Genomic DNA, 13,354 nt, shown 5'->3' with positions numbered 1-13,354 from the left:
ACCCCGCGGGTCAGCGGAGGCCGGGGACGTCGATGACGATCAGTTCGGTGTCGTCGGCGCGGCCCGGGATGCGGCCGTCGTTGCCGGGGAAGTTGTTGTCGTTGGCGACCAGCACCCGCGAGCCGCCGAGCGGCAGCACCGACTCGACGGACTGCAGCGGGAACGAGAACAGCTCGCCCACGCCGTACTCGCCGGGCCGTGCCGGGGTGGAGACACCGTCCCGGTCGGCGATGCGCATCAGGTCGACGGCGTCGCGCCGGGTCACGAAACCGTCCGCGCCGACGCGATCGAGATCGGTCACGACCAGCCGCTTGACCTGCGACTGCACTCCCATGAAGTTGTCCCGTTCGATGAGCAGGAGCCGCCTGCCGTCCAGCACGGCCGCGTCGCCCACCACCAGCGACGGGTCCGCGACCGCGAACGACCAGGTACGACCGGTGTAACGGTTGGCCCGCACGTCGAACTCGTAGACGATCCGGCGCCGCTGGTTCGCGTCGTCGACCCGGGCGCCTTCCAGAACCGGGTACAGCGTCTTCCCGTCCCTGCTGACCGCGAGAGCCTCGAACCCGCGGCTGGCCGGTACGGTCGCGGCCTCACCCGGCGCGAGGTCCGGCGACTGCGGCGACTTGCCGCCGTCCGGCAGCGGGATCGGCGCCTGCAGCACCTTGCCGGTCCGGTCCACCTTGATCAGGTACGGCCCGAACTCGTCCCCGACCCACAGATCACCACGCGAGTCCCGGGCCAGCGACTCGATGTCGAAGTCGGCGCCGGTCAGCAGCCGCTCGGCGGTTCCACCGTTGACGATCGGGAACGGCACCTTGCGATCCGGGTCCCGGAAGCTGACGAACCCGTTCACCCGCACCCGGTGGCGGCGGTAGTCGGGGGTGATGTCATAGGCGCGGAGCAGGAAGTCCGCCGAGTTGTTCTTGGCGCCGAACCCGTTGTCGGGCATCGCCAGCAGGCGGTCGCCGTGCAGCGGGATCACCGCCGAGAACCCGGGAACCGGCTGGCCGGGGAACGGTGCGGTGATTCCGTTGACCGGCGCGGCCGGCAGCTGCGTGCCGGAGACCGGCCCCGGCTGGTAGGCAGTCGCCGACAGGATCGCCCGGCTCCGCAGCGTCACCTCGGGCCTGATCTTCATTGCCAGCGTGTAGTGGCGGGTGATCTGGGCGGCGCTGCCGTTGTCGTCGGAGAGCAGGTGCAGCACCCGGCGGCCGCCCGGCAGCGAGGCGCCGAGCGCGGCCGCCTCGATGTTGTCGAGCAGCGGGTTCGGCTGCGGCTGCTTCGCGACGGCACCGGACGGCGGGCAGTCCGCGATGTCGGCGAGCAGTTGCTTGCCGAGCCACGCGCGGGGGTCGGTCACCGTCGACAGCGAGGCGACCCCGGACACGTCGGCCGCTCCGGTCGCCGACACCTGGTACACGCGCACGCTGTTGCCGACACCGGCCGTGAAGCCCCGCTCCACCGCCAGCAGCCGGTCACCGTCGACCGCGACCAGTTCGACCAGGCCGATGCCGGGGCCGGTGCGGTAGGCGTACTCGGCCGTGACCCGGTAGCCGCCACCGGCCCGGCCCTCGTACCGCAGGATTCGGTGGGTGCCCGCGCCGTCGGCGGCGAGCGGGCCCTCCATGCCGGCGTAGAGCACCCGGTGGTCCGGGGTCGCGGCAAGCGCCTCGAAGGTCTGGTTGGTCGCGGCCTCCCCGTCCGGCGCGACCCGGAACCGGGACGGCACCGGCAGCGAGGCGATCTCCCGGCCGTCGGAGAGCCGGAAGCGCCGGATCGACGGCTCGCGCTCGGAGCTCGCCAGGATCGTCCTGCCGCCCGGCTCGGCGATCAGCCCCTCACCGTCGAAATCGGTTCCGGTGTACGGGGTACCGTCCGGCCCGGTCAGCAGAGTGACACCGGTGACCGCGGTCCGCTTCAGGTCCAGCGCGTAGACCCGGGCCGGGGTGGTACCGATGTTGTCGACCAGCGCCAGCCCTCGGTCACGGCCGGTCAGTGCGAGCGCCGACAGCCCGGCCACCGGCGTACCGGCGAAGGTCGTCTTGTCCAGGGAGTCGGAGAAACCGAGCAGCGACGCGTCGGCTGAGCACGTCCTGTCGGTCGGGGTGTGAGTCGCGTACGCCGGGGCCGCCGGAACCAGAAGGAGCGCGGCGGCCGCGGACGCGAGAATCGCTTTGTCAGCCACGCCTCGACACGATCCGATTCCGGTCCGAACAGGATGTGAACACCACGGTCGCCCCGGACGTCCGTTCAACGAACCGGCTGTCGCGCACCGCTGTCTCAGCGCAGCTGAGACAGCGGTAGCGCACAGCCGGGGGTCACGCGACGGGCTTGAAGCGGCGCAGGCGGAGGCTGTTGGCGACCACGAAGACCGACGAGAACGCCATCGTGGCCCCGGCGATCATCGGGTTCAGCAGGCCGGCCGCCGCCAGCGGCAGGGCCGCCACGTTGTAGGCGAACGCCCAGAACAGGTTGCCCTTGATGATCCGCAGTGTGCGGCGGGACAGCCGGATCGCGTCCACCGCCGCGGTCAGGTCACCCCGCACCAGGGTCAGGTCGGACGCCTCGATCGCCACGTCCGTTCCGGTGCCCATGGCCAGCCCCAGATCGGCCTGCGCCAGCGCCGCCGCGTCGTTGACCCCGTCACCGACCATCGCCACCACCCGGCCGTCCTCCTGCAGACGCCGCACCTCGGCGACCTTGTCGGCCGGCAGCACGCCGGCGACCACCCGGTCGATGCCCACCTCGGCCGCCACGGCCCGGGCCACGGTCTCGTTGTCACCGGTCAGCAGCACCGGGGTGAGACCGAGCCCGCGCAGCCCGGCGACGGCGGCGCGGCTGGTCGGCTTGACCGTGTCGGCGACGGCCAGGACGCCTCGGGCCCGGCCGTCCCAGCCGGCGACCACGGCGGTCCGGCCGGCCTTCTCCGCCTCGGCGACGGCGGCCGCGATCTCGGCCGGGATCTCCAGGCCTTCCCGTTCCAGCAGGGCGACCCGCCCGGCCAGCACGTCGCGGCCGGCGAGCTTACCCCGTACGCCCAGGCCCTCGAAGCTGGTGAAATCGGTGACCGGGAGATGATCGCTGGACGCCGCCGCGATCGCCCGGCCGATCGGGTGTTCCGAGGCCGCCTCCAGAGACGCGGTGAGCCGGAGCAGATCCTCCTGGGCGGAGGACTCGTCGGGGAAGACCGAGACCAGTTCCATCACCCCGGTGGTGACCGTGCCGGTCTTGTCGAGGACGACGGTGTCCACCCGGCGGGTCGACTCCAGCGCCTCCGGACCCTTGATCAGGATGCCGAGCTGCGCGCCGCGTCCGGTGCCGACCAGCAGCGCGGTGGGCGTGGCCAGGCCGAGCGCACACGGGCAGGCGATGATCAGCACGGCCACGGCGGCGGTGAACGCGGCCGTCCAGCCCGCGCCGGTACCCCACCACCAGCCCAGTGTGGCGACCGCGAGACCGATCACGATCGGCACGAACACGCCGGAGATCCGGTCGGCCAGCCGCTGCACCCCGGCCTTGCCGGCCTGGGCCTGCTCGACGAGGCGGGCCATCTGCGCCAGCTGGGTGTCGGCGCCGACCCGGGTGGCGCGGACGACGAGCCGGCCGCCGGCGTTGACCGTACCGCCGGTGACGTCACCGCCCGGCCCGACCTCGACCGGGACACTCTCGCCGGTCAGCATCGAACGGTCCACCGCCGACGAGCCGTCCTCGACGACGCCGTCGGTGGCGATCTTCTCGCCCGGCCGGACCACGAACACGGTGCCCGGCGCGAGCTGCTCGACCGGTACGCGTACCTCCGTGCCGTCCCGCAGGACCGCGACATCCTTGGCGCCCAGCTCCAGCAGCGCCCGCAGGGCGTCACCGGCCCGCCGCTTGGACCGGGCCTCGAACCAGCGCCCGGCCAGGATGAACATGGTGACCCCGGCGGCCGCCTCCAGATAGATGGCACCGGCCCCGTCGGTGCGGCTGATGGCCAGGCTGAACGGATGCGTCATGCCGGGCTCGCCGGCCGTGCCGAAGAACAGTGCCCACAGCGACCAGCCGAACGCCGCGAGCGTGCCGATCGACACGAGGGTGTCCATGGTGGCGGCGCCGTGCCGCAGGTTGATCGCGGCGGCGCGATGGAACGGCCAGCCACCGTAGATCACGACCGGTGCGGCAAGCGTCAGCGACAGCCACTGCCAGTAGGTGAACTGCCACGCCGGAACCATGGCCAGGAGAATCACCGGAACGCTGAGGACGACGGCGGTGACGAGCCGGTCCCGCAGCGGGTCCCCGGCGGCCGGCGGCTCCTCGATCTTCTGCGGGATCCTGGCGGTGTAGCCCGTCTTCTCCACCGTGGCGATCAGGTCGGCCGCGGTGAACTCGCCGTCGACGGTGGCCACCGCTTTCTCGGTGGCGTAGTTGACGGTAGCGGTGACCCCGTCCATCCGGTTGAGCTTCTTCTCGATCCTCGAGGCGCAGGACGCACAGGTCATCCCGCCGATCTCGAGCTCGATCAACTGGGGTGCGATGCTAGTCATGGGTGTGCCCATCGGCGTCGTGGTCCGTCGGGGCCGGCGGCGGCGTGACACCGGCCGTGACGGCGGTGAACTCGGCGGTGCGGACCTTCCCACCGTGCTGGAAGTCCAGGTAGAGACGGTAGACCCCGGCGGACGGGACCTCGGCCTGGAAACTCAGGGCGTCCGCGCGGGCCGGGTGCACGTGCAGGTAGGCGAGGTCACCCGCCCGCAGCACCACCAGGTGCCCCCGGGCGCCCAGGTACGGCTCGAGGTCGGTGACGGGCTTGCCGTCCCTGCTCACCGCGAAGGTGAGCTCGCTGGCCGACCCCGCTCGCAGGTCCCCGGTCAGGGTGACGGTGTATCCGTCGATCTCCGCGGTGCGGGCCGGCTGCGGCAGTGGCACCGGCTGGTAGTCGCCCGGGGCCGGCACGTCCACGCCCAGGGTGAGGGCCTGCCCGGCGGCCGAGGGCTGGAAGTCGGCGAGCACCCGGTACTGCCCGGGGGCGTTCACGCTCAGCGGGATCGACCAGGTGCCGTCAGCCTCGAGCACCGGATGCACATGCTGGTAGCCGGACATGTCCCGCCGGACCAGGATCAGGTGCAGGTCCTTGTCGTGATTCTCGGTGTACTCGACGACCGGCTTGCCGTCCGGCCCGAGCACCTGGAACGCGAACCGCTGCGGCGCTCCGGTCGACAGCCGGGCGGTCAGCGGGTTCAGCCGATAGCCGTCCTGGGCGATCTGCAGCCCGCCGGGCGGACGCCCCGTCTCGGTGTGTCCCTCGTCGGCGTGCCCGGTGCCGGTCTGCCCGGTGCCGGTCGGCCCGGCCGGCGCGTGCGCCTCTCCGTGCGTGGGCGCGACCTCCGGCTGCTGGTCCGGGCCGATCACGCGACCCGCGCCGGCTGCCGCTCCGAAGATCAGGATCAGCCCCATGGCGTACGAGGAGAGCTTGACCGTCGTTCTCATGAGGCGTCACCCAGCTCGTATCCCGCCTCGTCCACCGCGGCCCGCACGGCCTCGCGGTCGACGGGTGCCGCCGAGCTGACGGTGACCGTGCCGCCGGCCAGGTCGACGGTGACGTCGCTGACGCCCGGGATGCGGGACACCTCGGCGGTCACCGAGTTCGCGCAGTGGCCGCAGGTCATGCCGGTGACGGGGTAGGTCGTGGTCTGCATGGTGTTCCCTTCGCTCGGTGTCCCCTCCACCATACACATACCCGGTAGGGGTATCCAGTCCCGTCCGGGGCCCGGTGCTGTGCGGGGCGCGATACCCCTGGGGGGTTGTAGCATGGCGGGCATGACCAACCCCGCTCCGACCCGCGGATACACGGCCACCAAGGACAACCTGCAGTCACGGCTGCGCCGCATCGAGGGCCAGGTGCGCGGCATCGAGCGGATGGTCGACGAGGACCGCTACTGCATCGACATCCTCACCCAGATCTCGGCGATCCAGGCCGCCCTCGACAAGGTGGCGCTCGGCCTGATGGACGGCCACGCCCGGCACTGCATGCACGAGGGTGCCAAGGACGGCCGTGCCGACGAGATGGCGTCCGAGCTGATGGCCGCGGTGGGGCGCCTCATGAAGCGCGGGTGATCTGTCTCATAACCTCTTGTCCGGCCGGTGGCGGCCGTCGAAGAGTGCTGGATACCGGTCGGTAACAAGCGTCCGGGTGCCGCGCAGACAGGGACGGGAATGACGCAGCAGCCAGCCCCACTCGTGCTCGTTTCCTCCGCCATGGGTATCGGTTCCCGCTACTACCGGCCGCTCGCCGAAGCGTTCGAGGCCCGCGGCTGGGCGGCCCGGGCGCTGCCGCGGCGCGGGTTCGAACCCGGTGAGCCGCCCGCCTCACGCCGCAACGACTGGTCGTACGCCGACGAGATCGACGTGCTCGCGCGGGCGGTCGTGGCGGCCCGTGCCGAGGTGCCGGACCGGCCGGTCATCATCCTCGGGCACAGTCTCGGCGCCCAGCTGGCGGTCGGGCACCAGCTCGGCCACGTACCGGCGGACGGCGTGGTCACCGTGGGCGGGGCGCTGCCGTACCACCGGCACTACCCGCTCGGCGGCCTGCCCCTGGTGATCCAGGCCGGACTGATCGTCCCGGCGCTGACCGCGCTGTTCGGCTTCCTGCCCCGGCCGGCCTTCGGCGGGCCGGGCGCCCGCACCCTGATGCGCGAGTGGGCCCGGATGGCGCTGACCGGCCGAACCCCGTTCCCGTCGCCCGAGCCGGTCCGTACCCCGTCCCTGATCGTGGCGCTGGAAGGCGACCGCCTCGCCCCGCCGATGTCGGTCGAGGCGTTCGCGGGCGCCCTGTTCGATCCACCGGCCACCACGGTGTGGCTCTACCGGCACGCCGACGTCCCGGCCGGTGCCAGCAACGATCACATCGGCTGGGCCCGCCGGCCGGCGCCGGTCGTCGACCGCATCGTCACCTGGTGGTCCGAGACCGTCGGTACCGGCCGTCGCCCGGCCGAGGCGACCCGCCTGACCGAGAGCTGAGCGCCACCGCTGTCTCACCGCGGTCAAGACAGCGGTCTGCCCAGCCGCCAAACTCCCGGCTGGCCGTTACTGCTGTTTCGGCGTGGTCGAGACAGCGGTGGTGTCCAGCCGGGGTTGGGCGGGGCCGTGGATGGGGGCGGTCAGGCCGGTCAGCGGAGCGCCCGAACCGCCCCACGACAGGGCCACGATCTCGGCGGCGACGGCCACCGCGGTCTCCTCGGGAGTACGGGCACCCAGATCAAGGCCGATCGGGGCGCGCAGACGGGCCAGCGCCTCCTCGGTGACGCCGGCCTCGCGGAGGCGGTGCAGCCGGTCCTCGCAGGTGCGCCGGCTGCCCATGGCGCCGATGTAACGGGCCGGGGTCGTCAGGGCGACCTGCAACAGCGGGATGTCGAACTTCGGGTCGTGGGTGAGCACGCACAGGACCGTGCGCTCGTCGACCACGGTCGACGACAGGTAGCGGTGCGGCCATGCGACGACGACCTCGTCGGCGTCCGGGAAACGCGCCTCGGTGGCGAACACACCACGGGCGTCGCAGACGGTGACCCGATAACCGAGGAACTTGCCGATCCGGGCCACCGCCCCGGCGAAGTCGATGGCCCCGAACACGATCATGCGGGCCGGCGCGGCCCAGGACTGCACGAACACCTCGCGTTCGCAGGCGGTGACGATGGCGCTGCGGCCGTGGGCGAGCAGTCCGCGTGCCTGTTCGCCGGCGATCCGGTCCAGCTCGGGGTCGCCCAGGGTGCCCTCGGCACGGTCCGGCCAGACCACGAGCTGCGCGTCGGGCAGGGAGACGGTGGCAACCGGCCGGCCGGCGGCGACGGCGGCCAGCAGGTCGTCGAGCGCGGTCAGGGCGACGTCCGGCTGGATCATCACCTCGATCGTCCCGCCGCAGGTCAAACCCACCTCGAAAGCGTCGCCGTCGCTCACCCCGTACGTATGCGTCTGCGCCTTGCCGGTGTGCAGGACATCTTCGGCGGCCGCGTAGACCGCACCCTCGACGCAGCCGCCGGAGACGCTGCCGATGACCTCGCCGTGCTCGTTGACGGCCATCGCCGCGCCGGGCTGCCGGGGCGCCGACCGCCACGTGTGCACCACCGTCGCCACCGCGAAGGAGATGCCGGCGGCGCGCCAGGCCAGCAGGCCGTCAACGATCTCGCGCATCCCAGCACCTTCCGTGATCATCGGTAGAACGTCAACGATGAGTTAAGACTTCGCTTAGGTCGGTGTTGACATTGGACGCTGTGGGCGGGAGGGTCTGCGCGACTTCACGGGAGGTGCAGGGTGCAGGTGCCGGCTCCGTTCGAATACGAACGTGCCACAACTGTGGATCAAGCCATTGGACTGTTGGAGCGACTGGGCAGCTCGGCACGGCTGGTGGCCGGCGGCCACAGCCTGCTGCCGATGATGAAGCTGCGGCTCGCCAACTTTGAATATCTCATCGACATCAACGATCTGCACGCCGAGCTCGGCTACCTCAGGCTCAGCGACGACGAGGTGCGGATCGGGGCCATGACCCGGCATCGTGAGCTGCTGGAATCGGATGTCCTGGCCGGCGTTTTCCCGATCTTCCGGGATGCGGAGAAGGTGATCGCCGACCCGATCGTGCGCAACCGGGGCACGCTCGGCGGTTCACTGTGCCAGGCGGACCCGTCCGAGGACCTGTCGGCGGTGTGCACGACCCTGGACGCGAGCTGCGTCATCCGGGGTCCGGGCGGTGCCGAGCGGGTCGTCACCATGGAGGAATTCCACGTCGGGCCGTACGAGACGGCCGTCGCGGACAACGAGATCCTCACCGAGATCCGGATCCCCCGGAAGAACTTCAAGGCCGGCAGCGCGTACGCGAAGGTCGAGCGCCGCGCCGGTGACTGGGCCGTGGTGTCCGCGGGGGCGGCGGTCTGGCTCGACGCCGACCAGCGGATCGTGGACGCCCGGGTGGGCCTGGCCGCGGTGGGCCCGAACACCACCGGCATCCCGGAGATCTCGGCGGCGCTGCGCGGGCACGAGCCCGACGAGAGCCTGTACGAGCTGGCCGGCGCCATCGCGGCGCGCAGCTGCGACCCGGTCACCGACACCCGCGGCAGCGCGGACTACAAGCGCCACCTGGCGGACGAGCTGACCCGGCGCACCCTGCGCAAGGCTGTGGAACGGGCGAGGAGCTGAGCTGATGCAGGTCACGATGACCGTCAACGGGACCGAGTACACCCGTGAGATCGAAGGCCGCATGCTGCTCGTGCACTTCCTGCGCGACGTGCTCGGCCTGACCGGCACCCACTGGGGCTGCGACACCAGCAACTGCGGTGTCTGCGTGGTGTGGCTGGACGGCGAGCCCGTCAAGTCGTGCACGGTGCTCGCCGCGATGGCCGGGGGCCACGAGGTGCGTACCGTCGAGGGCCTGGCCAACGGCGCCGAGCTGGACCCGATTCAGGAGGGTTTCCGGCAGTGCCACGGCCTGCAGTGCGGCTTCTGCACGCCGGGCATGCTGATGACCTGCCGGGCACTGCTCGACAAGAACCCGGATCCGACCGAGGGCGAGATCCGCGAGGCCATCTCGGGCCAGATCTGCCGCTGCACCGGTTACTCCTCGATCATCCGCTCGGTCCGCTGGGCGGCCGTACACGAGGCTGAGGCGGTTTCCCAATGACCACGACACAGGACACCAAGCTCACCGAGTTCGAGGACAACGACCAGAAGCCGGTCGGTTTCGGCCGGATGCTGCGCAAGGAGGACGCCCGTCTCCTCCGCGGCCGCGGCCGGTTCGTCGACGACGTCCAGCTGCCCGGCATGCTGCACCTGGCGATCCTGCGGTCGCCGTTCGCGCACGCCACCATCGTCAGCATCGACACCAGCGCCGCTGAGGCGTCGCCCGGTGTCAAGGCGGTCGTCACCGGCGAGACGCTGAAGGGCCTCGGCCTGGCGTGGATGCCGACGCTGTCGAACGACGTGCAGGCGGTGCTCGCCACCGACCGGGTGCGGTTCCAGGGCCAGGAGGTGGCGTTCGTCGTCGCCGAGGACCGGTACCAGGCCCGCGACGCCCTCGAACTGATCGACGTCGAGTACGAGGTGCTCGAGCCGGTCGTCGACGTGCGCAAGGCGCTGTCGCCGGACGCCCCGGTCATCCGTACCGACCTCGAGGGCAAGACCGACAACCACGTCTTCGACTGGGAGACCGGTGACGAGGAGGAGACGAACCGGGTCTTCGCCTCCGCTGACGTGATCGTCAAGGAGGACATCGTCTACCCGCGCGTGCACCCCGCGCCGATGGAGACGTGCGGTTCGGTCGCCGACTTCGACCCGGTCGAGGGCAAGCTGCGGCTCTGGTCGACCACCCAGGCCCCGCACGCGCACCGCACCCTCTACGCGATCGTCGCCGGCATCCCCGAGCACAAGATCCAGGTGATCGCGCCGGACATCGGCGGTGGCTTCGGCAACAAGGTGCCGATCTACCCCGGTTACGTCCACTCCATCGTCGGTTCCATCGTCACCGGCAAGCCGGTGAAGTGGATGGAGGACCGCTCGGAGAACCTGATCAGCACCGGGTTCGCCCGCGACTACATCATGCGAGCCGAGATCGCGGCGACGCGTGCGGGCAAGATCCTCGCCATCCGTACGAACGTGCTCGCCGACCATGGCGCGTTCAACGGCACGGCCGCCCCGGTGAAGTACCCGGCCGGCTTCTTCGGCGTGTTCACCGGCAGTTACGACCTGCAGGCCGCGCACTGCAAGATGACGGCCGTCTACACCAACAAGGCGCCCGGCGGTGTCGCGTACGCCTGCTCGTTCCGGATCACCGAGGCCGTCTACCTCGTCGAGCGGATCGTCGACGCGCTGTCGTACGAGCTGCAGATGGACCCGGCCGAACTGCGGCTGAAGAACTTCATCCAGCCCGAGCAGTTCCCCTACACCACCAAGACGGGCTGGGTGTACGACTCCGGCAATTACGAGCCCACGATGCGTCTGGCCATGGAGATGGCCGGCTACGAGGAGCTGCGCAAGGAGCAGGCTCTCAAGCGCGCCAAGGGCGAGCTGATGGGCATCGGTATCGCGTTCTTCACCGAGGCGGTCGGCGCCGGCCCCCGCAAGAACATGGACATCCTCGGCCTGGGCATGGCCGACGGCTGCGAACTGCGGGTCCACCCGACCGGGAAGGCCGTGGTCCGGCTCTCGGTGAAGACCCAGGGGCAGGGCCACGAGACCACGTTCGCGCAGATCATCGCCGAGGAGCTGGGCATTCCGCCGGCCGACATCGACGTGCTGCACGGCGACACCGACAACACCCCGTTCGGTCTGGGTACCTACGGAAGCCGGTCGACGCCGGTCTCCGGTGCGGCTGCCGCCCTGGTGGCCCGCAAGGTGCGGGACAAGGCCAAGCTGATCGCCTCCGGCATGCTCGAGGTGTCGGTCGCCGACCTGGACTGGGTCAAGGGCACGTTCCAGGTCAAAGGCGACCCGGGCCGGTCGGTGACGATCCAGGAGATCGCGTTCCGGGCGCACGGCGCCGGGGATCTGCCGGACGGCGTCGAGGGCGGTCTCGAGGCGCAGATCTGCTACAACCCGTCGAACCTGACGTACCCGCACGGGGCGTACATCTGCGTCGTCGACATCGACCCGGGCACCGCCGAGGTCAAGGTCCGCCGGTTCATCGCGGTCGACGACTGCGGCACCCGGATCAACCCGATGATCATCGAGGGGCAGGTGCACGGCGGCCTCACCGACGGCGTCGGCATGGCCCTGATGGAGATGATCTCCTTCGACGAGGACGGCAACTGCCTCGGCGCGTCGCTGATGGACTACCTGATCCCGACCGCGCTCGAGGTGCCCGACTGGGAGACCGGCTACACGGTCACCCCGTCGCCGCACCACCCGATCGGCGCCAAGGGCATCGGCGAGTCCGCGACCGTCGGCTCGCCGCCGGCGATCGTCAACGCGGTCGTCGACGCGCTCAAGCCGTTCGGCATCCGGCACGCCGACATGCCGCTCACCCCGTCCCGCGTCTGGGACGCGATGCGCGGCCAGGCCACTCCGCCGATCTAAGAGCACTTCAGGGAGTACGTGATGACGACGAGTACCGCCGAGCGGGCGCGGGAACTGACCGCGGCACGACGGCCGTTCGTGCACGCCACCGTGGTCCGGGCGCAGGAACCCACCTCCGCCCGGCCCGGCGACGACGCGGTGATCCTCGCCGACGGGTCCATCGAGGGCTTCGTCGGCGGAGTCTGCGCGGAGACGTCGGTGCGGGCCGCGGCCATGGACACGCTGCGAGACGGCAACTCCATGCTGCTGCGGGTCCTTCCCGAGGACTCGGCGGAGTTCCCCGAGACGCCCGGCGCGCTCGTCGTCGTCAACCCCTGCCACTCCGGCGGGGCGATCGAGATCTTCCTCCGTCCGGTGCTGCCGAAACCGCTTGTCGCGGTCGCGGGGGAGAGCCCGATCAGCCGGGCCGTCACCGAACTGGCCGGGTTCCTCGACTTCGAGGTCACCGGCTCCTACGAGGGGGTCACCGCCGTCGTCGTGGCCGGGCTGGGCCGCGACGAGGAACGTGCCGTCCGGGCCGCCCTCGACGCGGGAGTACGCCTGATCGCGCTGATCGCCAGCCACACGCGCTCGGCCATCCTGCTCGACGCCATGGGCTTGACCGCCGACGAGCGCGCCCGGGTACGCCCGCACGCCGGGATCGACATCGGTGCCCGTACGCCCAAGGAAATCGCACTTTCGGTCTTGGCGGAGATCGTCCGTGAGATGCGCACAGGCGGGCTGTCCGCCCCGGCGGCCGCCAAGAAGCCCGCCGCCGCGTCGCACGCCGAAGCCGCCGCCTTCGCCAAGGCCGAGCCCGGGTTCGTGGCCGGCCCGACCCTGCCCGTCGGGCCGGCCACGTTCACGCCCGGGACGCCTACCGAGGCCTCCGCCATGTCGTCCCCCGAGGCGCTCGCCATGTCGTCTCCCGAGGCGCTCGCTACGTCGTCTCCCGAGGCGCTCGCCATGTCCTCTCCCGACGCGCCCGCCGCGACGGCGATCGACCCGATCTGTGGAATGACCGTCGTCATCGGACCCGGCACTCACCACGCCGTGGTCGACGGCGAGAATTTCTGGTTCTGCTGCCCCGGCTGCCTCAAGAAGTACACGCGCGGCCGAACCGCATGACAGTGCTGAACGGTCATGTCCTCCCGGCCCTCGCTCCGCTGCTGGGTGGTCGTCTTCTCCCGGCCCTTGCTTCGCTGCGGTGCGGTCGGCCATGACGGTGCTGAACGGTCATGTCCTCCCGGCCCTTGCTTCGCTGCGGTGCGGTCGGCCATGACGGTGCTGAACGGTCATGTCCTCCCGGCCCTTGCTTCGCTGCGGTGCGGTCGGCCAT

General features: G+C 71.1%; 11 protein-coding genes. 6 read left to right on the top strand and 5 right to left on the bottom strand.

Annotation, left to right across the window (positions count from 1 at the left end; genetic code table 11):
- Window positions 1–10: 10 nt before the first annotated feature.
- From AB0G04_RS05165 to AB0G04_RS05150, 4 genes are all read right to left on the bottom strand, one after another.
- Window positions 11–2,188 (bottom strand): esterase-like activity of phytase family protein, encoded by a 2,178-nt coding sequence (locus tag AB0G04_RS05165; RefSeq protein WP_360976675.1) that lies wholly within the window; start codon window positions 2,186–2,188, stop codon window positions 11–13.
- Between the two features lie 133 nt (window positions 2,189–2,321).
- The gene (locus tag AB0G04_RS05160) at window positions 2,322–4,526 is read right to left on the bottom strand and encodes a heavy metal translocating P-type ATPase (RefSeq protein ID WP_360976672.1); all 2,205 of its coding nucleotides are present in this window, start codon (window positions 4,524–4,526) and stop codon (window positions 2,322–2,324) included.
- On the bottom strand, window positions 4,519–5,469 hold the full coding sequence (locus AB0G04_RS05155) for a hypothetical protein (RefSeq protein ID WP_360976669.1): 951 nt from the start codon (window positions 5,467–5,469) through the stop codon (window positions 4,519–4,521). The genes AB0G04_RS05160 and AB0G04_RS05155 overlap by 8 nt, the downstream gene beginning before the upstream one ends.
- Window positions 5,466–5,678: a heavy-metal-associated domain-containing protein gene (locus AB0G04_RS05150; RefSeq protein WP_360976666.1), complete on the bottom strand. Its 213-nt coding sequence runs from the start codon at window positions 5,676–5,678 to the stop codon at window positions 5,466–5,468. The genes AB0G04_RS05155 and AB0G04_RS05150 overlap by 4 nt, the downstream gene beginning before the upstream one ends.
- Before the next feature lie 121 nt (window positions 5,679–5,799).
- On the opposite strand from AB0G04_RS05150, the gene AB0G04_RS05145 reads away from it, so the two are divergent.
- Window positions 5,800–6,096, top strand: a complete 297-nt coding sequence (locus AB0G04_RS05145; protein WP_360976663.1) for a metal-sensitive transcriptional regulator — start codon at window positions 5,800–5,802, stop codon at window positions 6,094–6,096.
- A 99-nt stretch (window positions 6,097–6,195) separates the two neighbouring features.
- The gene (locus AB0G04_RS05140; RefSeq protein ID WP_360976660.1) at window positions 6,196–6,999 is read left to right on the top strand and encodes an alpha/beta hydrolase; all 804 of its coding nucleotides are present in this window, start codon (window positions 6,196–6,198) and stop codon (window positions 6,997–6,999) included.
- A gap of 66 nt (window positions 7,000–7,065) precedes the next feature.
- On the opposite strand, the gene AB0G04_RS05135 is transcribed toward AB0G04_RS05140, so the two are convergent.
- The gene (locus AB0G04_RS05135; protein ID WP_360976657.1) at window positions 7,066–8,166 is read right to left on the bottom strand and encodes an XdhC/CoxI family protein; all 1,101 of its coding nucleotides are present in this window, start codon (window positions 8,164–8,166) and stop codon (window positions 7,066–7,068) included.
- A 120-nt stretch (window positions 8,167–8,286) separates the two neighbouring features.
- Between AB0G04_RS05135 and AB0G04_RS05130 the strand changes: the two genes are divergently transcribed.
- Genes AB0G04_RS05130 through AB0G04_RS05115 form a run of 4 tightly spaced genes read left to right on the top strand, consistent with a single transcriptional unit; the run spans window position 8,287 to window position 13,143 of the window.
- Entirely contained in the window at window positions 8,287–9,165 is an 879-nt protein-coding gene (locus AB0G04_RS05130; RefSeq protein ID WP_360976654.1) for a xanthine dehydrogenase family protein subunit M, read from the top strand.
- 4 nt (window positions 9,166–9,169) lie between these two features.
- Entirely contained in the window at window positions 9,170–9,646 is a 477-nt protein-coding gene (locus AB0G04_RS05125; protein WP_360976651.1) for a (2Fe-2S)-binding protein, read from the top strand.
- Entirely contained in the window at window positions 9,643–12,036 is a 2,394-nt protein-coding gene (locus AB0G04_RS05120) for an aerobic carbon-monoxide dehydrogenase large subunit (protein ID WP_360976648.1), read from the top strand. The genes AB0G04_RS05125 and AB0G04_RS05120 overlap by 4 nt, the downstream gene beginning before the upstream one ends.
- Before the next feature lie 21 nt (window positions 12,037–12,057).
- Window positions 12,058–13,143, top strand: coding sequence for an XdhC family protein (locus AB0G04_RS05115; protein ID WP_360976645.1), 1,086 nt, complete (start codon window positions 12,058–12,060; stop codon window positions 13,141–13,143).
- Window positions 13,144–13,354: the final 211 nt, after the last annotated feature.

It is taken from the genome of Actinoplanes sp. NPDC023801, assembly GCF_040639655.1.
In the GTDB taxonomy this organism is placed as follows: Bacteria; Actinomycetota; Actinomycetes; order Mycobacteriales; family Micromonosporaceae; genus Actinoplanes.
Note: the sequence above shows the minus strand (reverse complement) of the source record. Positions and strands in the feature narration are given on the sequence as shown.